The sequence below is a fragment of the Paucibacter sp. TC2R-5 genome, from assembly GCF_025717605.1.
In the GTDB taxonomy this organism is placed as follows: Bacteria; Pseudomonadota; Gammaproteobacteria; order Burkholderiales; family Burkholderiaceae_C; genus Paucibacter_A; species Paucibacter_A albus.
Map to the genome: position 1 here is coordinate 640,105 of NZ_JAJIRQ010000003.1, position 20,815 is coordinate 660,919.

21 protein-coding genes are annotated in these 20,815 nt (G+C 60.5%); 9 read left to right on the forward strand and 12 right to left on the reverse strand.

Going from position 1 to position 20,815, the window contains the following annotated elements; all coding sequences use genetic code 11:
- Positions 1 to 164: 164 nt before the first annotated feature.
- The 4 genes from pssA to LNV08_RS09915 all read right to left on the reverse strand — a co-directional run bounded on the left by pssA (position 165) and on the right by LNV08_RS09915 (position 4,599).
- Entirely contained in the window at positions 165 to 1,013 is an 849-nt protein-coding gene (pssA, locus tag LNV08_RS09900) for a CDP-diacylglycerol--serine O-phosphatidyltransferase (protein WP_263533518.1), read from the reverse strand.
- 81 nt (positions 1,014 to 1,094) lie between these two features.
- Positions 1,095 to 2,111: a ketol-acid reductoisomerase gene (gene ilvC, locus LNV08_RS09905; protein ID WP_263533519.1), complete on the reverse strand. Its 1,017-nt coding sequence runs from the start codon at positions 2,109 to 2,111 to the stop codon at positions 1,095 to 1,097.
- A 49-nt stretch (positions 2,112 to 2,160) separates the two neighbouring features.
- Complete coding sequence (gene ilvN / locus LNV08_RS09910) at positions 2,161 to 2,652, reverse strand: acetolactate synthase small subunit (RefSeq protein ID WP_263533520.1); 492 nt, start codon at positions 2,650 to 2,652, stop codon at positions 2,161 to 2,163.
- Between the two features lie 156 nt (positions 2,653 to 2,808).
- Positions 2,809 to 4,599, reverse strand: coding sequence for an acetolactate synthase 3 catalytic subunit (locus LNV08_RS09915; RefSeq protein WP_263533521.1), 1,791 nt, complete (start codon positions 4,597 to 4,599; stop codon positions 2,809 to 2,811).
- A gap of 257 nt (positions 4,600 to 4,856) precedes the next feature.
- Between LNV08_RS09915 and LNV08_RS09920 the strand changes: the two genes are divergently transcribed.
- The 5 genes from LNV08_RS09920 to LNV08_RS09940 are packed head-to-tail and all read left to right on the forward strand — an operon-like array spanning position 4,857 to position 7,631.
- Entirely contained in the window at positions 4,857 to 5,423 is a 567-nt protein-coding gene (locus LNV08_RS09920) for an RNA polymerase sigma factor (RefSeq protein ID WP_263533522.1), read from the forward strand.
- Complete coding sequence (locus LNV08_RS09925) at positions 5,420 to 5,878, forward strand: DUF3619 family protein (protein WP_263533523.1); 459 nt, start codon at positions 5,420 to 5,422, stop codon at positions 5,876 to 5,878. The genes LNV08_RS09920 and LNV08_RS09925 overlap by 4 nt, the downstream gene beginning before the upstream one ends.
- A gap of 9 nt (positions 5,879 to 5,887) precedes the next feature.
- Positions 5,888 to 6,754 carry a DUF3106 domain-containing protein gene (locus LNV08_RS09930; protein ID WP_263533524.1) on the forward strand — a complete coding sequence of 289 codons (867 nt, stop codon included), beginning with the start codon at positions 5,888 to 5,890 and terminating at the stop codon, positions 6,752 to 6,754.
- Positions 6,751 to 7,254: an RDD family protein gene (locus tag LNV08_RS09935; protein WP_263533525.1), complete on the forward strand. Its 504-nt coding sequence runs from the start codon at positions 6,751 to 6,753 to the stop codon at positions 7,252 to 7,254. Before LNV08_RS09930 ends, LNV08_RS09935 begins: the two co-directional genes overlap by 4 nt.
- Positions 7,251 to 7,631 carry a diacylglycerol kinase gene (locus LNV08_RS09940; RefSeq protein ID WP_263533526.1) on the forward strand — a complete coding sequence of 127 codons (381 nt, stop codon included), beginning with the start codon at positions 7,251 to 7,253 and terminating at the stop codon, positions 7,629 to 7,631. Before LNV08_RS09935 ends, LNV08_RS09940 begins: the two co-directional genes overlap by 4 nt.
- Before the next feature lie 9 nt (positions 7,632 to 7,640).
- Here the strand turns inward: LNV08_RS09940 and LNV08_RS09945 are convergent, their stop codons facing one another.
- Positions 7,641 to 7,979, reverse strand: coding sequence for a P-II family nitrogen regulator (locus LNV08_RS09945; RefSeq protein ID WP_124452671.1), 339 nt, complete (start codon positions 7,977 to 7,979; stop codon positions 7,641 to 7,643).
- A 36-nt stretch (positions 7,980 to 8,015) separates the two neighbouring features.
- A complete protein-coding gene (locus tag LNV08_RS09950; RefSeq protein WP_263533527.1) occupies positions 8,016 to 9,713 on the reverse strand; it encodes an NAD+ synthase in 1,698 nt (565 codons plus the stop codon).
- Here LNV08_RS09950 and LNV08_RS09955 point away from each other — a divergent pair.
- Positions 9,712 to 10,914, forward strand: coding sequence for a GNAT family N-acetyltransferase (locus tag LNV08_RS09955; protein ID WP_263533528.1), 1,203 nt, complete (start codon positions 9,712 to 9,714; stop codon positions 10,912 to 10,914). The two genes, LNV08_RS09950 and LNV08_RS09955, sit on opposite strands and share 2 nt — an antisense overlap.
- Before the next feature lie 28 nt (positions 10,915 to 10,942).
- On the opposite strand, the gene LNV08_RS09960 is transcribed toward LNV08_RS09955, so the two are convergent.
- Complete coding sequence (locus tag LNV08_RS09960; RefSeq protein ID WP_263533529.1) at positions 10,943 to 12,487, reverse strand: methyl-accepting chemotaxis protein; 1,545 nt, start codon at positions 12,485 to 12,487, stop codon at positions 10,943 to 10,945.
- 187 nt (positions 12,488 to 12,674) lie between these two features.
- A complete protein-coding gene (ppa, locus tag LNV08_RS09965; protein ID WP_263533530.1) occupies positions 12,675 to 13,214 on the reverse strand; it encodes an inorganic diphosphatase in 540 nt (179 codons plus the stop codon).
- Positions 13,215 to 13,460: 246 nt separating this feature from the next.
- Here ppa and LNV08_RS09970 point away from each other — a divergent pair, with 246 nt between their 5' ends.
- The 3 genes from LNV08_RS09970 (at position 13,461) to LNV08_RS09980 (ending at position 17,079) form a co-directional block, all read left to right on the forward strand.
- A complete protein-coding gene (locus LNV08_RS09970; RefSeq protein ID WP_263533531.1) occupies positions 13,461 to 15,635 on the forward strand; it encodes a sodium-translocating pyrophosphatase in 2,175 nt (724 codons plus the stop codon).
- A gap of 222 nt (positions 15,636 to 15,857) precedes the next feature.
- A complete protein-coding gene (locus tag LNV08_RS09975; protein ID WP_263533532.1) occupies positions 15,858 to 16,106 on the forward strand; it encodes a hypothetical protein in 249 nt (82 codons plus the stop codon).
- 115 nt (positions 16,107 to 16,221) lie between these two features.
- Positions 16,222 to 17,079, forward strand: coding sequence for a J domain-containing protein (locus LNV08_RS09980; protein WP_263533533.1), 858 nt, complete (start codon positions 16,222 to 16,224; stop codon positions 17,077 to 17,079).
- A gap of 18 nt (positions 17,080 to 17,097) precedes the next feature.
- Here the strand turns inward: LNV08_RS09980 and LNV08_RS09985 are convergent, their stop codons facing one another.
- From LNV08_RS09985 to LNV08_RS10000, 4 genes are read right to left on the reverse strand one after another with little or no spacing between them, the layout of a single operon-like run.
- Positions 17,098 to 17,676 carry a PqiC family protein gene (locus LNV08_RS09985; RefSeq protein WP_263533534.1) on the reverse strand — a complete coding sequence of 193 codons (579 nt, stop codon included), beginning with the start codon at positions 17,674 to 17,676 and terminating at the stop codon, positions 17,098 to 17,100.
- The gene (locus LNV08_RS09990) at positions 17,673 to 18,644 is read right to left on the reverse strand and encodes an MlaD family protein (protein ID WP_263533535.1); all 972 of its coding nucleotides are present in this window, start codon (positions 18,642 to 18,644) and stop codon (positions 17,673 to 17,675) included. Before LNV08_RS09990 ends, LNV08_RS09985 begins: the two co-directional genes overlap by 4 nt.
- A 17-nt stretch (positions 18,645 to 18,661) precedes the next feature.
- The gene (locus tag LNV08_RS09995) at positions 18,662 to 19,504 is read right to left on the reverse strand and encodes an ABC transporter ATP-binding protein (RefSeq protein ID WP_263533536.1); all 843 of its coding nucleotides are present in this window, start codon (positions 19,502 to 19,504) and stop codon (positions 18,662 to 18,664) included.
- Between the two features lie 9 nt (positions 19,505 to 19,513).
- Positions 19,514 to 20,671 carry an MlaE family ABC transporter permease gene (locus LNV08_RS10000; RefSeq protein ID WP_263533537.1) on the reverse strand — a complete coding sequence of 386 codons (1,158 nt, stop codon included), beginning with the start codon at positions 20,669 to 20,671 and terminating at the stop codon, positions 19,514 to 19,516.
- Positions 20,672 to 20,815 lie beyond the last annotated feature (144 nt).

Below are 20,815 nucleotides of genomic sequence, written 5' to 3' on the forward strand. Positions count from 1 at the left end.
AACTCCAGAAGAAAAGGATTGAAAAAAAGCCCGCGAAGCGTTTGCTTGGCGGGCTGTGATGCAGAAAGCTATTGACGTGAGCGATCAGCGAACCCGGAAGGTTCCTAGTAGTAGCAGGCTGATCGCAGTTGCAATGTTCATGAGGTTCAATATAGCACGCCACTTCAGCGGTGCAGGCCCTGCTCGTCGGGATCGTGGGTCGAAGTGGCAATCATGCTGACCGGCCGGCCCTTGGCCTTACGCCAAAAATAGATCACATAACCCGACAGCCCATAGGCGCAGAAGATCAAGAACAGACCCAAAGGCGGGTTCTGACTGATCAACACGATGGCCAGGGCAATCGCGACCAGCACCACAAAAGGCACGGTACGGCGGGCTCCGACGACCTTGAAGCTGTAGAACGGGGCATTGGTCACCATCGACAGACCGGCAAACAAGGTCATGCCAAACGCGGTCCAGACCACCCAAGGTATCCCCGTCACCTGCTTGAATCCGTAGTCATCAAAGGCCCAGATCATGCCGATCACAATGGCCGCAGCGGCCGGACTGGGCAGGCCTTGGAAAAAGCGCTTGTCGACCACGCCGATATTGACGTTGAAACGCGCCAGCCGCAGCGCCGCCCCGGCGATATAGACAAAGCTTGGGATCCAGCCCAGCTTGCCCATATCCTTGAAGGCCCAGATATAGACGATCAACGCGGGTGCTGCGCCAAAGCTGACCATGTCCGAGAGGCTGTCCATCTGCTCGCCGAAGGCGCTTTGCGCATTCGTCATACGGGCCACACGACCATCCAGGCTGTCCAGCACGGCGGAGCAGAAGATCGCAATGCAAGCCACCTCGAAGCGGCCATTCATCGCCATCACGATGGCATAGAAGCCCGAGAACAGCGCCGCCAGCGTGATCGCATTAGGCAAGACATAAATGCCCTTGCGGCGAGGCCTTGGCAACTCCGGCACGCCGTCCTCGTCATCGTCCGGCAAGTCGGTCTGGGTCTTTTTCTTGAGATCGGTCATGGGTCGGGAGGATACAACATGGCGCCAATGAAAAAGCCGCGCAACCTATCGGCAGCGCGGCTTTCACTGCTAAGGCATCAATCAGTTTTTAGACTGATCAACCAGACGGTTCGCCTTGATCCAAGGCATCATCGCGCGCAGCTTCTCGCCGACTTGCTCGATTGGATGCTCGGCGGTCAGGCGGCGGCGGCTCAGCAGCGTTGGCGCGCCGGCCTTGTTCTCAAGGATGAAGCTCTTCGCGTATTCGCCGGTCTGGATGTCCTTCAGGCATTGGCGCATCGCGTCCTTGGTGGCGGAAGTGACAACCTTGGGGCCGGTCACATACTCACCATACTCGGCGTTATTGGAGATCGAGTAATTCATGTTGGCGATACCGCCTTCATAGATCAGATCCACAATCAGCTTGAGCTCGTGCAAGCACTCGAAATAGGCCATCTCGGGCGCGTAACCGGCTTCGGTCAGCGTTTCGAAACCGGCCTTGATCAACTCCACCGCGCCGCCGCACAGAACGGCCTGCTCGCCGAACAAGTCGGTTTCGGTTTCTTCGCGGAAGTTGGTTTCGATGATGCCGGCCTTGCCGCCGCCATTGGCCGAGGCGTAGCTCAGGGCCAGATCACGCGCCTTGCCCGACTTGTCGGCGTAGACGGCGATCAGGTGTGGCACGCCGCCGCCCTGAGCGTAGGTGCCGCGCACAGTGTGGCCTGGGGCCTTGGGCGCGACCATCCAGACGTCCAGATCGGCACGCGGTGTGACTTGTCCGTAATGGACATTGAAGCCGTGGGCGAAGGCCAGCGAAGCGCCCTGCTTGATGTTTGGCTCGACTTCGTTCTTGTAGACCTCGGCGATTTGCTCGTCGGGCAGCAAGATCATTACCACGTCGGCGGCCTTGACGGCGTCGGCGATCTCGGCGACTTTCAAGCCGGCGTTCTCGGCCTTAGCCCAGGACGCGCCGCTGCGGCGCAGACCGACGGTCACTTTGCAGCCACTGTCGTTCAGGTTCAGTGCGTGGGCATGGCCTTGTGAGCCGTAGCCGATGATGGTGACGTTCTTGCCCTTGATCAGGCTCAGGTCAGCGTCCTTGTCATAAAAAACGTTCATATCGTGCTCCAGGAAAAATTCAAAAAAAGGGGTGGTGTGAGGAAGAAAATCAGACTCTGAGGATGCGCTCGCCGCGGCCGATGCCGCTGGTGCCGGTGCGCACCGTCTCCAGAATCGAAGCCCGGTCGATCGAATCGATGAAGGCATCCAGCTTGGATGAATCTCCGGTCAGCTCGATCGTGTAGGTCTTCTCGGTCACATCGATGATGCGGCCGCGGAAGATATCGGCGGTGCGCTTCATTTCTTCGCGCTCCTTGCCGACGGCGCGAACCTTGATCAACATCAGTTCGCGCTCGGTGTAATTGCCTTCGGTCAGATCGACCACCTTGACCACCTCAATCAGGCGGTTCAGATGCTTGGTGATCTGCTCGATCACTTCGTCCGAGCCGGTGGTGACGATGGTCATGCGCGACAGCGAGGGGTCCTCGGTCGGCGCCACGGTCAGGCTCTCGATGTTGTAGCCACGGGCCGAGAACAGCGCCACCACGCGCGACAGCGCGCCCGGCTCGTTCTCGATCAGCAATGCAATGATGTGCTTCATTTTTTCTCGTCCTTCGCGCTCTTCAAACCGGCAGCGGTAACTGACGGTTCTTGGCCACGCTATTCGATTTAAGGGAGTGGGTACTACTTCTTGCTGACTTCACAAGGCCACTGACCGCGCGCGGTAACGCGACAGCCCCGGCCATGCTCGGTCAACTCAAAGGTCTTCGGACCCCAGGCGCATTTCCGAGATGCCCTTGCCCGTCTGCACCATAGGCCAGACGTTCTCGGTCGGATCGGTGCGGATGTCCAGAAAGACCGTGCGGTCCTTCAGGCGGATCGCTTCGCGCAGCGCGCCTTCGACATCGCCGGGCTGCTCGACCACCAGGCCGATATGGCCATAAGCCTCGGCCAGCTTGACGAAGTCAGGCAGCGCTTCCATATAGCTGTGCGAGTAGCGCTTGCCGTAGTCCAGCTCCTGCCACTGCCGCACCATGCCGAGATAGCGGTTGTTCAGCGACAAGATCTTCACCGGCGTCTCGTACTGCTTGCAGGTCGAGAGCTCCTGGATATTCATCTGGATCGAGCCGTCGCCGGTGATGCAAAACACATCCGCCTTGGGCCGCGCCATCTTGATGCCCATCGCGTAGGGCAAGCCCACGCCCATGGTGCCCAGGCCGCCGGAGTTGATCCAGCGGCGCGGCTGCTCAAAGCGGTAGAACTGCGCCGCCCACATCTGGTGCTGCCCGACGTCAGAGGTGATGTAGGCGTCGCTGTCCTTGGTCAGATTCCACAGGGTTTCGACCACCATCTGCGGCTTGATCACATCACTTGAGGTCTTGTATACCAAGCACTCGCGGCGGCGCCATTCATTGATCTGGCTCCACCAGGCATTGATGGAGGCCGCATCCGGCTTGGCCTGTGCTTCCTTGATCTGGAAGATCAATTCCTGCAGCACATCCTTGACGTCACCGACGATGGGGATGTCGACCCGCACCCGCTTGGAGATCGACGAGGGGTCGATGTCCACATGGATGATCTTGCGTTCGACCTGGGCGAAATGCTTGGGGTTGCCGATCACCCGGTCATCAAAGCGCGCGCCCACGGCCAGCAGCACATCGCAGTGCTGCATGGTCATATTGGCTTCGTAGGTGCCGTGCATGCCCAGCATGCCGAGGAACTTGGGGTCGCTGGCGGCGATCGCGCCCAGGCCCATCAAGGTGTTGGTGCAGGGGTAGCCGAGCAGATTGGTCAGCTCGCGCAGCTCGGCCGAGGCCTCACCCAGGATGACGCCGCCGCCCGAATAGATGTAGGGCCGCTTGGCCTGCAAGAGCAGTTGCACCGCCTTGCGGATCTGACCGGTGTGACCCTTGCGCGCCGGATTGTAGGAGCGCATCTCCACATGCTTGGGGTACTCGAACGTACTGCCCAGCTTGGCCATCGAGACATCCTTGGGAATGTCCACCACCACCGGGCCGGGGCGACCGGTACGGGCGATGTGAAAGGCCTTTTTCATCGTCATCGCCAGATCGCGCACATCCTTGACCAGAAAGTTGTGCTTGACGATGGGGCGAGTGATGCCGACGGTATCGCATTCTTGGAAGGCGTCGAGGCCGATTGCCGGCGTGGGCACCTGGCCGGTCACGATCACCATCGGGATCGAGTCCATATAGGCGGTGGCGATGCCGGTGACGGCATTGGTGACGCCGGGGCCGGAGGTGACGAGGGCGACGCCTACATCACCGGTGGCGCGGGCATAGCCGTCAGCAGCATGCACGGCGGCCTGCTCGTGACGCACCAGCACATGCTGAATGGTCTCTTGTTTGTACAGTGCGTCGTAGATGTACAGCACCGCGCCACCCGGATAGCCCCAAAGGTATTGAACACCTTCGGCCTGCAGGCAGCGAACCAGGATCTCGGAGCCGTTCAGCTCAGAGGAAGAATTGTGTGTTTGGGAATTTAGCGCTGCCGAACCGGCACGCTTGACATCCGCGCTTGACATATCCATTTAGAACCTTTGTGAATTTCTCTAACGAAAAACCATTGGTGTTCCTACTCGTGCCCTCGTGAGGCGGACTCGGAACCTGCGCGATCAAAAAGGTGGTGCCCCGGTCGGGCTGCCAGCTGAAGACCAGAATTTTCTTTGTGCGAAGCAGCATTATGCACTGGACTTGAGGCCAAGCCGACTCGGCGAATAGAGAACGCTCTCGCAATGCGATACTTCGCGCTGTTTTGCCAGCATCGGGTTCAGTCCCTCTCCTCTCCTTGGCCACCGACAAAGAACTCAATGATTTCCTGCGTGCCGTCGACCGGCGCGCCTTCAAGCGCACCGCTTATATGGTGCGTGACGACGACGCGGCCCTGGACATCGTGCAAGACGCCATGATCAAGCTGGCTGAAAAATACTTTGATCGCCCCGCCGCTGAGCTGCCACTGTTGTTTCAGCGCATCTTGTCGAACGCGACGATGGATTACTTCCGTCGCAAGAAGACTCGCAATGCAGTCATGCAGAATATGTCTGACTTTGAGTCCAGCGATCCGGATGGCGATTTCAACCTGCTGGAGGTGCTTGAAGCGCAAGAAGGCACATTGGGAGCATTAAGTGCTGCCGATGAGGTTTCCAGGGGCCAAATCTTGCAAGCCATCGACGCCGAAGTGGCTGAATTGCCCGCACGTCAACGGGAAGCCTTCCTGCTGCGTTACTGGGAGGAAATGGATGTCGCTGAAACCGCGATCGTCATGGGTTGCTCGGAAGGCAGCGTGAAAACGCACTGCTCCCGCGCCACGCATGCATTGGCAAAATCGCTGAAGGCCAAGGGGATTACTTTATGAACAAGTCGCAATTTGGAATGGACCATGCGTCCAACGAAGACGCCCTCGTCGCCCGCTTCGGCTTGCGCGTGGCGGCCGGTTTGAGCGATCAGGCTCATAACCTGCCCGCCAACGTCGCCGAGCGGCTCAGCTTTGCGCGCGAGCAGGCCTTGATGAAAGCCCGCCACGCCCGTGCGGCACAGGCTCAAGCCGCCCCGGCCTCGGTACTGGTGCGCTCGGGCTCGGCCCTGAGCCTTGGACGCGGAGGCGACTCGCCGCGCTGGTTGAAACTGACGTCCCTTTTGCCGCTGCTTCTGTTGGTGCTGGGCTTGGCGGTGATTCAGCACAGCCAGTGGTATGAGCAAATTCTGGCCGCAGCAGAAATTGACACCGGTTTGCTGTCGGACAAATTGCCGCCCGCCGCCTACGGCGACCCAGGCTTCAAGGAATATTTGAACGATGAGCAAGAAGAGTAATCTGCGCCCATGAATAGATTCGTGAGCCACTCTCACTCGCCCAGCCCCAAGCGCCTGCCTGCCCGCCTGACCGTTGCGCTTATCGCGGGTCTTGCCCTGGGGCCGGCCTCGGCGCAGAGCCCCTCGGCCAGCACACCCGAGGGCGCGACGCCCATCGTCAGTGCCACAGTCGCGGCCCCGCCCTCACCCGAGCCCCTGCAGCGCATCAGCGCCGAGAAGATTGCCGCACCGAACGCGCTGCTACCGGCACCTGGCTGGGCCAAACTGAGCCCCGCGCAAAAGACTGCGCTCTTGCCTTTGGAGCAGGACTGGGACGCGCTCGACGCGGCGCGCAAAAGTCAATGGCTGGAAGTGGCGACTCGGTTTTCTGCCCTGCCTGCACAAGAGCAGGCGCGCCTGCAAGAACGCATGCGCGAATGGGCGCGACTGAGTCCGGCCGAGCGCCAACAAGCAAGAATTGCATTCCAAGGTGCCAAGAAGATCAACGCCGATGAACGCCAAGCCAAGTGGGAAGCCTATCAAGCCTTGCCCCCCGAGCAGCGCCAGCAATTGGCCGAGAAAGCGGCTAAAAAGTTGGAGACCCAGGCGACCAAGCTGACCAACACTGGCCCCGGCAGCGCCGCTGGTCAAAGCAATGGGGCGCCACAAGCCAAGTCCAATCTGGTACCCCTGGCGACTTCGAACCAAGCGCCCAAGGCCGTTGCAGCCACCTTGCTGCAAGCCAAACCGGGCGCGACGACAATACTGATGACTCAAGGCAAGCTGGTCCCAGCCCACCAATTGGCCGGCAACACCAAAGTTTTGGTCGACCCAAATCTGGTCGACAGCAAGACCTTGCTGCCCAAACGACCACAGCTTGGCGCTTCGGCGCCATGACGGCTGAAAGCCAAGAGCGGCCAAGCCTGAAGAGGCGGATGGCTGCCTTTCTGTATGAAGGCGTGGTGCTGTTCGGCGTCGTGTTCGCCACCGCTTTTTTGTTCGGCACCTTGACGCAGCAACGCCACGCGCTGAAGGGGCAGCATGCTTTGCAAGCTGTGTTGTTCATCGTGCTAGGTGTCTACTTCGCCTGGTTTTGGACCCGAGGCGGCCAGACCGTGGCGATGAAGGCTTGGCACATACGCCTCGTCGACCTGCAGGGCCAGCCCTTGAGCCGGCTGCGCGCATTGGCGCGTTACTGCCTGAGCTGGCTGTGGTTTGCACCCGCCTTGCTGAGCGTCTGGCTCATCGGCGTGCGCAGCACGGGTGCCATCTTCAGCGCACTGCTGGCGGGAGTCGCCGCTTACGCCATGCTAAGTCGACTGCACCCAAGCGGGCAATTCCTGCACGACGTGCTGTGCGGCACACAATTGATCACCCAAAAACCCGTCAAACGATGAGCAACCCCTACAAAGGCAAAACCGGTCTGACCCGCATTCTTCACGCGGCCGGCTACTCCTTGGCCGGTCTACGCGCTGCGTACACCGGCGAGAGCGCCTTTCGCCAAGAAGTCTGGTTGCTGATCGTAGCGACGCCCTTGGCCTTTTGGCTGGGCCAGGGCTGGGTGCAAACCGCATTATTGCTGGGCTCGCTGATGCTGGTACTAATCGTCGAGTTGCTGAATTCAGGCATCGAGGCCGCCATCGACCGTGTCTCGTTTGAGTTGCACGACCTTTCCAAGCGCGCCAAAGACCTGGCCAGCGCTGCGGTGCTGCTGTCCTTGCTACTGAGCGCAGGAATTTGGGCTGCGGCGCTGTGGCAGCGCTTCGCCGGCTGAAGTTTTGACTTAGACCGCTTCTTCGTCGGTCTCGCCGGTGCGGATACGCACCACTTGCTCAACAGGCGTGACGAAGATCTTGCCGTCACCGATCTTGCCGGTTTTGGCGGCTTTCAAAATCGCGTCGATGCAGCGCTCGACGTCTTCATCCTTGACCACCACCTCGACCTTCACCTTGGGCAAAAAGTCGACTACATATTCGGCGCCACGGTAGAGCTCGGTATGGCCTTTTTGGCGTCCGAAACCCTTGACCTCGGTCACGGTCAGACCCGACGCCCCCACCTCGGCCAAAGATTCGCGGACTTCGTCCAGCTTGAAGGGCTTGATGATGGCGGTGATTTGCTTCATGGTTTGACGCTCCAAAACAGGTGGGTTTGACTTTATTTAAGCACGGAACTTCGATGTAATCGGATAGCGCCAATCGCGGCCGAAAGCCCGGTGCGTAATGCGGATGCCGATCGGCGCCTGGCGGCGCTTGTATTCATTGATTTTGATCAGCCTTGTGACCCGCTCGACATCGGCCACCGCAAAGCCGGCCGCAACGATCTCGGCCAGCGACTGATCGTCTTCCATATAGCGGGCCAGGATCGCGTCCAGCACCTCATAGGGCGGCAGGCTGTCCTGGTCTTTCTGGTCCGGCCGCAATTCGGCCGAAGGCGGGCGCGTGATGATGCGCTCCGGAATGATGGGCGCCGTAGTCAAGACAGTCCCGTCGAGCCGCACTGTCGGCTGCTCGTTACGCCATTGCGCCAACCGGAACACCAGCGTCTTGGCGACGTCCTTGATCACCGCGAAGCCGCCCGCCATATCGCCATAAAGCGTGCAGTAGCCTGTCGCCATCTCGCTCTTGTTGCCGGTGGTCAGCACGATGGACCCAAACTTGTTCGACAAGGCCATCAGCAGCGTGCCGCGAATACGGGCCTGGATGTTCTCCTCGGTCGCATCCAGGGCCAAGCCCTTGAACTCGTCCGCCAGGCTCGCATTGAACGCATCGAACATCGGCGAGATCGACTTTTCGTCATAGCGCACGCCGAGCCGCTCGGCCATATCTCGGGCATCGATCCAGGAAATATCGGCCGTGTAAGGCGAAGGCATCATCACGGTGCGGACCTTGTCGGCGCCCAGCGCATCGACCGCGATCGCCAGCACCAAGGCCGAGTCGATGCCGCCGGACAGGCCCAGCAACACGCCGGGGAAGCCATTCTTGCCCACATAGTCGCGCACGCCGGTGACCAAGGCGGACCAGACCTGCGCCTCCAGACTCGGCAAAGGCAAGACCTGACCCTTGACCTCGCCGGCCCCATCGATCTCCAGCAGCGTCAGCGCTTCCTCAAAGAATGGCGCGCGCGCGGCCAACTCGCCATTCGCATTGAGCGCAAACGAGGCGCCGTCAAACACCACCTCGTCTTGGCCACCGACCAGATGGGAATACAGCAGCGGCAGACCGACATCACGCGCCCGCTCGGCCATGCGCTGCTCGCGCTCCTCGGCCTTGCCGACGTGGAAAGGCGAGGCGTTCAACACGCACAGCACCTGCGCGCCGGCCGCCTTGGCCGCCCGCGCCGGTTCGTCAAACCAGGCGTCTTCGCAGATATTCAACCCAAAGCGCAGGCCGCCAACCTCAAACACCGCCGCAGCTTCACCGGCATCGCGGCCCGAGACAAAGTAGCGCCGCTCATCAAAGACCTGGTAGTTGGGCAACTCGCGCTTGCAGTAGGTGAGCGAGACCTGTCCCCCTGCCAAGACCGAGGCCGCATTGAAGCGCGCCGGCACGGACCAGCTCTTGGACCTAAGATCCCCTTGCGCCGCTCGCTGAAAAGGGTGGCCGACCACCACGTGCAAACCTTCGCAGTCGGCTAGGTCGGTCGCAATGCTTTGCAAGGCGGCGTCACAGGCCGGCATAAAAGCGGGGCGCAAGAGCAGGTCTTCGGGCGGGTAGCCACACAGGCTCAACTCGGGCGTGATAAGCAGTTTTGCACCGGCGGCATGGGCACGCCGCCCATATTCGACGATCTTTTTGGCATTGCCTTCAAGATCACCCACGGTGACATTTATTTGCGCGAGCGCGACGATCACAGACATGGATTTCACCGATGAAATGCAGATGGAAATAGGGTCAATAGCCGGAGGCGATTATGTCATCCGGGTGTTCGACAACCCGCGTCAACTCCCGATGGCCGACTGGAACGCGCTCTTGGCCACGCAGGCACAGCCGACGCCCTTTATGCGGCTCGAGTACCTGAGCGCTCTGCATGAGTCCGGTAGCGCCGTCGCCGCCACCGGCTGGCGCCCCCAGTTCATCAGCCTGTGGCGACAAGAGCAGTTGCTCGCTTGCTGCCCGGCCTACTTGAAAAGCCATTCCTACGGCGAGTACGTGTTCGACTGGGCCTGGGCCGATGCCTATCAAAGGCATGGCCTCAACTATTACCCCAAGCTGCTGGTGGCGGTTCCTTTCACGCCGGTGCCGGGCAGCCGCTTGCTGGCCGTCGATGCCGAAGCCAGAACGCTGCTGATGCACGGACTGCAAGCCTTGGCGAGCCGGCAAGGCTTGAGCTCGGCCCACCTCTTGTTCGGCGACTCGGCAGACTTGCGTGCGGCCCAGGAACAGCGCTGGATGCAGCGCCAAGGCGTGCAGTTTCACTGGCAAAACCGATCACCTCTGCCCTATGCGTCCTTCGAGGATTTCCTCGCTTCGATGCAGCGCGAAAAGCGCAAGAAGATTCAACAAGAGCAGCGCAAGGTGCGGGAAGCGGACGTCTGCTTCGAAGTCCGTCAAGGCGCGCAGATCGGCCCGGCCGAATGGGACTTTTTCTATCACTGCTACCAACTGACCTACCGGGCTCACCGCAGCACGCCCTATCTGACGCGCGAGTTCTTCCGTTTGATGAGCCGTGATATGGCGGAGAACTGGCTGCTCTTCACCGCCAAGCGCGGGACGGAGGCGATCGCCACGTCCTTGGTCGCATTGGACCCCGAGCAGGGTCACGCCTATGGCCGTTACTGGGGCGCGGTCGAGAGCGTGTCATGCCTGCATTTCGATGCCTGCTACTACCAGCCACTGGCCTGGTGCATCGCCAATGGCTACCGGCGCTTCGAAGGTGGCGCGCAGGGCGAGCACAAGATGGCGCGTGGCCTGCTGCCCGTGGCCACCCATTCCAGCCATTGGCTGGCCCATCCCGACTTCAGCCAGGCGGTGGCAGACTTTCTGGCCCAGGAGGGTCAGGCGATGCGCGGCTATGTCAATGAGCTGGAAGAGCACCAACCGTTCAAACCCTCAAGCTAAACCATGTTGAGGGCAAGAGCGCGCTCAATCAGCGCAGTTTGAACTGGGCTACCAGGCCCGAGAGCTTGCCCGCTTGTTCGGCAAGTTGGCCGGCCTCTGTGGAGGCTTCTTGCACCAGTCCGGCATTTTGCTGTGTCATCTGATTGAGCTGACCCAAGGATGAGCCCAACTGACCGACATCCTTGGTCTGCTCACTATTGGCGGCGCTAATTTCATTGATCAGCTGACTGACCTGCAGAACCTCGCCGACCAGATGGTCCATCGACTTGCCCGCGTTGCCGACCAAGCTGCTGCCGGCCTCCACCTTGGCCACGCTGCCGCCGATCAGGGTCTTGATTTCCTTGGCCGCCTCGGCGCTGCGCTTGGCCAGGCTGCGCACCTCACTGGCGACCACCGCAAAGCCGCGGCCCTGCTCGCCGGCCCTTGCCGCCTCCACGGCCGCGTTCAAAGCCAGAATATTGGTCTGGAAGGCAATGCCGTCGATCACGCCGATGATGTCAACGATCTGGTGCGAGCTGACCGAGATCTCGGCCATCGTCCTCACGATCTGGCCGAAAACCTCGCCACTTTGCGTCGCCACACCGGCGGCGCTGGTGGCCAAGAGCGCGGCGCGCCGCGCCGTCTCGGCGTTGGTCCTGATGGTCTCGCTCAGGTGTTCCATCGAGGCCGCGTTCTGCTGCAAGCTGCTCGCCTGCTCGTCGGTGCGCCGACTCAAATTGACATTGCCCTCGGCGATCTCGTGCGAGACCGCCGCGATGGCCTCGGCGCTGTTCCGCACTTCGCCAACGATGTCGGCCAGCACATCATTCATATGCTGCAAGGCCGTCATCAAGCGGCCACTTTCGTCGTCTACCCCGACCTCGACCTGTGTGCGCAGATCGCCGCCGGCCACCTGCTGGGTGAGCTGAACGGCTTGGGCCAGCGCGCGGATGATGCCGCGCCCGACCACGCTGTTGACCAAGAGCAAAATCACCGCCGCCAAGGCCGCACTCACGAGCATGGCCAAGCGGGCCTGCTCGGCGCCGGCCTTGCTGGCCTCCTGGACCCGCAGGGACTCGCGCTCGATCTCATCACTCAAGGCACTCATCTGCTCCTCGAGCGCCTTGAAGCTGTCGGTAAAGCTGGGCAGTTTGGCGTCCGCCGCAGCCGCGTCGGCAAAGGCCAGATCCACCATGGCAGCGGCGCTGTCGATATAGGCGTTCAAGGGGCCCTGCGTCTTGGCCACCGATGCGTCCACCTGTGCATTCAGCGAGCTTGCCTTCAGCTCCGCCATGGCCTCGCGGAATTGTTTGACATGGGCGTCCAGGTCGGTCTTGGCGGGCCCCTTGTCGGCGACATTGCCCTTGGCACTGGACAACATTGCACGCAGCACGTCGCCGCGCAAGGCGTCATGCATCATGTCCGCCTCGAGTTGCGAGCGCAGCGCGGAGGCACTGCGTGTCAAGGCCTGATGGTCCTCGCTCAAACTCGCCACGGCGAAGAAGCCAACCCCGCCTACGATCAACACAAAGGCCAGGCCGATCAGGCTAAGACCCAGCATTTTTTGCCGGATCGTCAGTGCAAATTTCGCCATTGACTCACTCCTGAGCTGACAGGAAATGTGGATTCTTACGCCGGCACAGAGCTTGGCCGCGAGCCATCCTATCCACTATCGGAGGCCAGCAACAGCAATTGAGTGAAATCGGCGGCGTCTCGACATCAGGCGATAAAAAAGCGCCCGGCTTTCGCGGGGCGCTTTTTAAACAGACCGCAGCGGCCTATCAGCCTTGCTTGGCCTTGTTATAAGCCTCAATGCCGGAGACGATTTCGGCCTTGGCGGCTTCCGGGCCTTCCCAGCCTTGCACCTTGACCCACTTGTTTGGTTCCAGATCCTTGTAATGTTCAAAGAAATGCTGGATCGCGTTGAGGCGCATCTTGTTGACGTCCTCGGGCTTTTGCCAATGCTGATACATGGGCAAAATTTTGTCGATGGGCACAGCCAACAGCTTGGCGTCGCCGCCCGCTTCGTCTTCCATCTTCAGGACGCCGACCGCGCGGCAAGTCACCACCACGCCGGGTGTCAGTGGGAAAGGCGTTACGACCAGCACATCAACCGGGTCACCGTCGTCCGACAGGGTTTGCGGGATGTAGCCGTAGTTGCAGGGATAGTGCATCGCGGTCGTCATGAAACGGTCGACAAACATCGCGCCGGTTTCCTTGTCAACCTCGTACTTGATCGGATCCGCATTCATCGGGATTTCGATGATGACATTGAACTGTTCGGGCGCTTTGGCGCCGGGGGTGACGTTGTGCAGGCTCATGATTATCCGTAAGACGACAAGGGGAAACCCGCATTCTAAGGGCAGGCCTTGCCGCCAGCTGACAAGGCTTGCCCGAACTGACTCCCATCGTTTACCCGCAAACCTTGGGTAAACACCCAAGGTTTGCACCCTCTGCTTCTCGTAGCATCAATTCGGGCGACCTGACCCTCATGTCCCACTCACGTTCAGAGGTGCCGGGCCTAAGTCTTTCCTCCAACTGCAGATAGAACGATAGGAGACATCTACATGTCGACGAGTTTGGCGCTGTATTTCGCTTTGGCCTGTGGCCTAGCGGCTGTGTTGTACGGCTTCATACAAAGAAGCTGGATCTTGAGTCAAGACGCGGGCAATGCCCGCATGCAGGAGATTGCCTCCGCTATTCAACAAGGAGCTGCCGCTTATTTGGCCCGTCAGTACAAGACGATCGCGGCCGTCGGACTGGTGCTGGCGATTCTGATCGCCGTCTTTCTGGACAGCATGTCGGCGGTGGGCTTCGTGCTCGGTGCGGTGCTTTCGGGTGCTTGCGGATTCATCGGCATGAATGTGTCGGTGCGCGCCAATGTGCGCACCGCGCAGGCTGCCACCAAGGGCATTGGCCCGGCGCTGGACGTTGCCTTCAAGGGCGGCGCCATCACCGGCATGCTGGTGGTGGGCTTGGGACTTTTGGGTGTCAGCCTGTTCTTCTGGTTCTTGAGTGGCGGAGAAAAAATTGACGCCCTCACGCTCAAGCCGCTGCTCGGCTTTGCGTTCGGCTCGTCGCTGATCTCGATCTTCGCCCGCTTGGGCGGTGGCATCTTCACCAAAGGCGCCGACGTCGGCGCCGACCTGGTCGGCAAGGTGGAAGCCGGCATCCCTGAGGATGACCCGCGCAACCCGGCAGTTATCGCTGACAACGTCGGTGACAACGTCGGCGACTGCGCCGGCATGGCCGCCGACCTGTTCGAGACCTATGCGGTGACGCTGATCGCCACCATGGCGCTGGGCGCGCTGGTGGTGACGGCCGCCCCGATGGCCGCCATCCTCTACCCGCTGATGCTGGGCGGCGTGTCCATCATCGCCTCCATCATCGGCTGCTACTTTGTCAAGGCCTCGCCGGGCATGAAGAACGTGATGCCGGCGCTCTACAAGGGCTTGGCCGTGGCCGGCGTCCTGTCGTTGATCGCCTTCTACTTCGTCACCAATGCGGTGATGCCAGACGACGCGCTCGGCGCAGGCACGCGCATGCGCTTGTTCGGCGCCTGTGCCGTCGGTCTGGTCTTGACCGCCGCGCTGGTCTGGGTGACAGAGTTCTACACCGGCACCCAGTACTCGCCGGTCAAACATATTGCGCAGGCCTCGACCACCGGCCATGGCACCAACATCATTGCCGGCCTGGGCGTGTCCATGCGCTCAACCGCCTGGCCCGTGCTGTTTGTCTGCCTGGCGATCTTGGCGTCCTACCAACTCGGCGGCCTCTACGGCATCGCCACGGCTGCCACCTCGATGCTGAGCATGGCCGGCATCGTGGTGGCCCTGGACGCCTACGGCCCGATCACCGACAACGCCGGCGGCATTGCCGAAATGGCCGAATTGCCCGCCAGCGTGCGGGACGTGACCGATCCGCTGGACGCCGTCGGCAACACCACCAAGGCCGTCACCAAGGGCTATGCGATTGGTTCGGCCGGTCTGGCCGCGTTGGTTTTGTTCGCCGACTACACCCATTCGCTCGAAGCGCGCGGCATGCATGTGTCGTTTGATCTGAGCGACCCCAAGGTGATCGTCGGCCTCTTCATCGGCGGCCTGATCCCCTATCTGTTTGGTGCGATGGCGATGGAAGCCGTGGGCCGCGCAGCCGGCTCCGTGGTGGTGGAAGTGCGCCGCCAGTTCGCCGACGGCCTGATCATGTCCGGCAAGCGCAAGCCCGACTACAGCGCCGCCGTCGACATGCTGACCAGCGCTGCGATCAAAGAAATGATCGTCCCTTCGCTGCTGCCGGTGATCGTGCCTGTGCTGGTGGGCCTCTTGCTCGGCCCCGCAGCTTTGGGGGGCTTGCTTATGGGCACCATCGTCACCGGCCTGTTCGTGGCGATCTCGATGTGTACCGGCGGCGGCGCATGGGATAACGCCAAAAAGTACATTGAAGACGGCCATCATGGCGGCAAGGGCTCTGAAGCCCACAAAGCTGCCGTCACCGGCGATACGGTGGGCGACCCCTACAAGGACACCGCCGGCCCGGCCGTCAACCCGCTGATCAAGATCATCAATATCGTCGCGCTCTTGATCGTGCCCTTGCTGCCAATGCAGCTGACATCGGCCACGGCGTCTGCAACGCAGCACGCGGCGGAACCAGTGCCGGTGGTGTCGACCCTAGCCACGCCAGGAACACCTGACCTTGGCAGCATGGCAGCGTCTGAGCCGATGAAGGCGGCCTCGCAGCCCTGATCACCAAGATCACCCATGGGCCGATTGCGGCCCAGCATCACAACAGCCCGACCGACGTTGCAACAGTCGCGGGCTTTTTTTTGCCGGCGTTCCACGAAGTAGCGCGGGTATTCCCCAGCGGCAGCAGGCGGGGCAATTCGGCATGATTCAGATGCACCCAAACGGGGCGTTATGTCGAGGAGCCCTGACCGGCGCCCCGCAGGCAAATAAAGGGGAGATGTCATGCATGCAAAGAATCCGATTTTGAGTGTTATCGGCCTATTGGCCCTCAGCGGCTGCGGCATCTTGCCGCCACCCTACGTCCACGGCGACGCGAAAGTCGATCCCGACTACACCACCGGCTCCAACTTAGGCCGCCGTGGACCTGCCGGGCCTTCAATGACCAAGATGGTTAACAAAGACGATGTGGAACGTGAAGCTCAGGCACTCACGGCAAGACAGGCAGCGACCTTGGGTGGCAAAAGCAACTAGAGGCCGACCAAGCAAGCACGGAGATGAAACAGCCCGTAAGTGGGCTGTTTTCGCTTTGAGCGCGGCTCGGCGCCGGTCACAATAGACGCTAGGCAACGGGAGTTTTAAATCAGCCATGACGACGAACACAGCGATCTCACGGCACGGCCTGGAGCGGCGGCGTTCGCAGCTGAGCGATTTGCGTCGCTATTTGGCGGCTCAGGAGCATGAATTCGAAACCCTGCGTTTGAAGGTGCAGGGTTTTGTGAGCCGCTATGTGGACACATTAGGTGAATCCTATCTAGAGTTGGACGCGCTGGAGTCGCAGCTCCACAGTACCACCAGCGGCTTGGCCGAGGCGCTGCGCAACAGCGGCATCGAGGCACGCTCACCACTGGCTCCGCAAGCCACCGCCCTGCCCGTCTTGCCACAGCTCCCGCCCAGCGCTGCGCTGCCACCTGAGCCCCAAAGTGGCTTGGTCGAGATGGCGCCGCCGACGCTGAAGACGCTTTACCGCCGCGCGGCCATGCGCCTGCACCCCGACTTTGCAGGCAATGAACTTGACCGCCGCGCGCGAGAACAAAGCATGATGTTGGTCAACGAGGCCTACGCCGCCTCTGACCGTGCGAAGTTGGAAGTCTTGCTTTTGGCTGCAGGCGAAGATCCAGTGCGTGTCAGCGGCGGCAATGCCGATGCGCTGCGGAGCTGGTTGAGCCGGTGCGAGCAACTGGTACAAGGACGCTTGCGCGTGGTTCAAGCGCATATGGCATTGCTGACCGTGCACCCCATGCACCGGCTTTGGATCGCGATCGCGCAAGCTGAACTGAAGGGACTGGATCCCTTGAGCGTGATGGCCAACCGGCTACGCAGCCAAATCGGCGAGCGTCGCCAAGAACTTTATATCGGCCAGCGCTTGCTGCCGCAATCGAGCCTGGCGCAGGCCTTCTTGCATCGACGCATTGAACGCATGGGGGCGGCCGCTAGCGCCAGTTAGAGCCCAAGCCAGAGCCAATCAAGGCTTTGTTTGGCCGGCAACCCAGCCCAGCACTTGATTCAATATCTCATCGCTCGCTTCGCTGAAGGCCCGAACCGCCCCTACAGCATCAGCGCTCGGACTGGCTTTGATCAACTCAAATGTCTGCGTTGATCCCCAGCCTTCGCCCAAACGAGCCCTCAGGCTAACACTGACTGCGGCCTGCGTAGGCGAGCTGAAGCGTTGCTCAAACTCCACCAACTCCAAACGCAGCACGACAGGCTTGCTGCTGGCGTCGCGCGTGTTCACGGCCAGCTTTTGTCGCAACCGCTCACTCAACAACACGGCCGGCGGCGCCGCCCAGCGGCTGTCGCGGTAAATGTGGGTTTGGAACTCATTTTGGTAGACCAAGCGGTAAGCGATGCCCGTGCTGGCCAACCAAGGCGGGGTCGTCATTTCGCTCAACTGGAGTTCGGGCAGCGGCCCTACAACCTTGTTTGAAATTGGCCCCAGATCGAACAAGACCGGCGCTACAGGTCTAGTGCCGCTCAAGGCGCAAGCACTCAGAAAATAGGCCGCCGCCGCCAGCATCAAGGCTTCCAATAGTCCACGTCTCATTTGCTTGCCCCTCTTGCCGATTCGTCAAAGCCCACTTCGCCCGGCCCGGCGGGCGTCAGCGGTGGGCCAAAAAGAAAACTCTGCGGCTGTTCTCCAATTTGGCTGACCGTGCGCTCGATTGCCCGCCCGCTCTGACTCCAGACATCCACCAAGGACTGACTGCGAGGCCCTCTATTCGCGCCAACAAGGGCCATGTCCAGGCGCTGCGCCGTCTGCTGCACCTGCGCCGAGGCTAGGCCGATGCGATCAAGCAATTCGGCACGTTGACGCAACTCCTGAGCCAACAAGGTCGATTCCGCAGCCAAAACATCGACCCGCTGCAGCGTGGTGCCGGCACCTTCGACCAATTTAATGGTCTGTGCCGCCAAGGCCGGCAGCGCATCAGCCGTGGGTGTCAAGGCCTTACTCAAGCCCGCAACCTGATTTGCGGCCTCGCTAAACTGGCTTAGGCTGCGACTGAATGCTTGCTGGTTGGCATCGCCCAGCAAAGTGTTGACTCGCACGGCCGCTTCACTGACACGCTCGAGCAGCTGTGGCCCGGCACTGCTGAGCCGGTCCAACATCGAAGCCTGCAACTCGATCGGCGCGGCCCCCGCCACCAGCAAGGGTGAACCTTGTGCGCCATCGGGTTCAGACAAATCTATGTAGCTCAGGCCCGTGATGCCTTGGTAAGCCAGCCTAGCCACGGTGGCCTGAGTCAAGGGCGCCGTCTTGGCAACCCGTATGCCAATCAAAATCCTTTGGCTATCACCTTGGTCAAATCCAATCGACTCAACCTTGCCGACCAAGACGCCACGCAGTTTCACCGGCGCCTTGAGATTCAAGCCCGACACGCCGCTGCGCGCAACGATGGTGAAGTCATTCTTTTCACCTTGATCGCCTTGAAACCAAGCCGCCACCAAGGCGAGCACACCACCTAAAAAGAGAATAAAGATGCCGGTGGCCAGGGCATGTGCGCGATTTTCCATTGGCTTCAATGCTCCATCTACTTTGCGTCGGCCGCTACCGACGCAGTCAAAGGCCCTTGGCGCAGGCTGTTGCGATAACTCTGAATGTAATCTTCATTGCACTGGCCAGCATGGCCGAGAAAGAAGTCCTGGATAAAAGCGTGCGGCTGTTTGGCGACTTCGCTTAGAGGCCCAATGCCGACTAAACGCCGGTCGGCCAGCACCGCCACACGGTCCGCCAGGGCGAACAAGGTATCTACATCATGCGTAACCATCACCACCGTCAAGCTCATCTCGCTACGCAGATCTTCGATCAGGCGCACAAAACGCTTGCTGCTGGCGGGGTCCAAACCGGCAGTCGGCTCATCCAGGAACAACAAGACTGGATCTAATATCAAGGCGCGCGCCAAGGCCACCCGTTTGATCATGCCGCCGGACAGTTCCGCAGGTTTCTTCAAGGCATCGGCGGGGCTCAAGCCAACCTGACTCAGCTTGAGCAAGACCAACTCGGAAATCAATCGCTTCGGGACATCCTTCAGTTCGCGCAGCGGCAAGGCGATGTTGTCAAACACGGTCAGCGCGGAAAAAAGGGCCCCTTGCTGAAACAGCACACCCCAACGATTGCGCACCCGCGCCAGATCCGTAGCGTCGCAGTTGCCTAGCTGATGGCCAAAAATACTGACCGACCCCGCTGCCGGCCGCTGCAGGCCCAGCATCAGTCGTAACAAAGTGGTCTTGCCGCTGCCGGAGCCGCCAATGATGGCCAGTACTTCGCCGGAGTGGACTTCCAAACTGAGGTCTCGATGGATCACCGAACGGCCCAGCACTGTCGTCACGGCGTTCACTTCGATCACCGACTGGGGTCGAAGAGACGCATGCAAGGACGCCATCTAGATACCCACGCTTTGAAAGATGATCGCAAAAGCCGCGTCGGCAATGATGACGGCCGTGATCGAACTAACGACCGAACTTGTCGTGCCCACGGCAAGACTCTCGCTATTGGGTTTGATGCGCAGGCCAAAGTAGCAGGCAACGAATGCAATCAACAAACCGAACACATGGGCCTTGCCCAGGCCCAACCACAAATTGGCCTCGGGCACAGCTGCCGGTATGCCATGCAAAAACTGAACATAATCCAAGCCCAGCGTAGCGCGGGCTGCCACCATGCCGCCAGCCAAGACCATGCAGCTCGTCCACAAGGCCACCAATGGCATTGCAAACCCGAGCGCAAAAATCTTCGGCAAGACCAATCGAATCGTGTGCGATATCCCCATCACCGACAATGCGTCGAGTTCTTGCGTTACGCGCATAACGCCGAGTTGCGCTGTCATCGCCGAGCCGCTCCGCCCAGCAACCAAAATCGCAGCCAACAGAGGCCCCAACTCGCGCCAAACGCTCAAGCCGAGGATGTTGATGACATAGATGTCGGCGCCAAACATGCGCAACTGCCGCGAAGTCAGATACGACAATGTCACCCCCACAAGAAAACCGACCAGCGCTGTGATGCCCATGGCCTGCGCGCCGGTGCGATAGATATTGACGGAAATGTCCCGCCAAGCAATCAGTCCGGGGTGTCTGAGTAAGTGCAAACAGTCAATTGCTAGCTGTCCCAGCAGCCGTGTTCCCTCGACCAAATGCCCTGCCATCAAAAACAGGTCTCCTCCGAAGGCAGCAACACTGGCCGGCAATCGGCCGCGCCGGGTCGCCGGTGGTTTGGGCAGATTCAGCTTTGCGAACATCGCTTGGTGTTCGGGCAACCAATCGACCTCGTCTGCCAAACGCTGGCCCCAAGCGTCCCACAGCAACATGGCCCCGGCATTGTCCAGACGTTGCAGCAAACGAAGATCCCAAACCACACCTTGGCGCCAAAGCGATGCCGCCTCTGCACTCAACGTTTCAAATCGCCCACGCAAGGGCAGCAGGCTCCAATCACCCTCAAGGCGAGCAACAAATGGGCTGCCACTTGCGGGGCCACCCTGCCGAGGTATTTGCAGGATACGCGGCACGCCCGCTGTGCTTTCGCCTTCTGCCGTTTCGACCAAAGCCATTGTGTCAATACTCAGTTTTGACTAAATAGCAGCATAGCCTTGATGCAAGCAATTCGAGAGTCCGAAAAGCAAAAAGCCCCCAAACTCTTTCGAGCTGGGGGCATTGCTTGATATTAGCCTGACGATGACCTACTTTCACACGGG

Bases quoted from the DNA above. Each gene is read 5' to 3' on its own strand.
- LNV08_RS09950 (WP_263533527.1), bottom strand. From the start codon at position 9,713: ATGTCTGTGATCGTCGCGCTCGCGCAAATAAATGTCACCGTGGGTGAT.
- LNV08_RS09940 (WP_263533526.1), top strand. From the start codon at position 7,251: ATGAGCAACCCCTACAAAGGCAAAACCGGTCTGACCCGCATTCTTCAC.
- LNV08_RS10000 (WP_263533537.1), bottom strand. From the start codon at position 20,671: ATGGCTTTGGTCGAAACGGCAGAAGGCGAAAGCACAGCGGGCGTGCCG.
- ppa (WP_263533530.1), bottom strand. From the start codon at position 13,214: ATGAGCCTGCACAACGTCACCCCCGGCGCCAAAGCGCCCGAACAGTTC.
- LNV08_RS09980 (WP_263533533.1), top strand. From the start codon at position 16,222: ATGACGACGAACACAGCGATCTCACGGCACGGCCTGGAGCGGCGGCGT.
- LNV08_RS09985 (WP_263533534.1), bottom strand. From the start codon at position 17,676: ATGAGACGTGGACTATTGGAAGCCTTGATGCTGGCGGCGGCGGCCTAT.
- LNV08_RS09925 (WP_263533523.1), top strand. From the start codon at position 5,420: ATGAACAAGTCGCAATTTGGAATGGACCATGCGTCCAACGAAGACGCC.
- LNV08_RS09990 (WP_263533535.1), bottom strand. From the start codon at position 18,644: ATGGAAAATCGCGCACATGCCCTGGCCACCGGCATCTTTATTCTCTTT.
- LNV08_RS09960 (WP_263533529.1), bottom strand. From the start codon at position 12,487: ATGGCGAAATTTGCACTGACGATCCGGCAAAAAATGCTGGGTCTTAGC.
- LNV08_RS09930 (WP_263533524.1), top strand. From the start codon at position 5,888: ATGAATAGATTCGTGAGCCACTCTCACTCGCCCAGCCCCAAGCGCCTG.
- ilvN (WP_263533520.1), bottom strand. From the start codon at position 2,652: ATGAAGCACATCATTGCATTGCTGATCGAGAACGAGCCGGGCGCGCTG.
- LNV08_RS09935 (WP_263533525.1), top strand. From the start codon at position 6,751: ATGACGGCTGAAAGCCAAGAGCGGCCAAGCCTGAAGAGGCGGATGGCT.
- LNV08_RS09955 (WP_263533528.1), top strand. From the start codon at position 9,712: ATGGATTTCACCGATGAAATGCAGATGGAAATAGGGTCAATAGCCGGA.
- LNV08_RS09975 (WP_263533532.1), top strand. From the start codon at position 15,858: ATGCATGCAAAGAATCCGATTTTGAGTGTTATCGGCCTATTGGCCCTC.
- LNV08_RS09915 (WP_263533521.1), bottom strand. From the start codon at position 4,599: ATGGATATGTCAAGCGCGGATGTCAAGCGTGCCGGTTCGGCAGCGCTA.
- pssA (WP_263533518.1), bottom strand. From the start codon at position 1,013: ATGACCGATCTCAAGAAAAAGACCCAGACCGACTTGCCGGACGATGAC.
- LNV08_RS09945 (WP_124452671.1), bottom strand. From the start codon at position 7,979: ATGAAGCAAATCACCGCCATCATCAAGCCCTTCAAGCTGGACGAAGTC.
- ilvC (WP_263533519.1), bottom strand. From the start codon at position 2,111: ATGAACGTTTTTTATGACAAGGACGCTGACCTGAGCCTGATCAAGGGC.
- LNV08_RS09970 (WP_263533531.1), top strand. From the start codon at position 13,461: ATGTCGACGAGTTTGGCGCTGTATTTCGCTTTGGCCTGTGGCCTAGCG.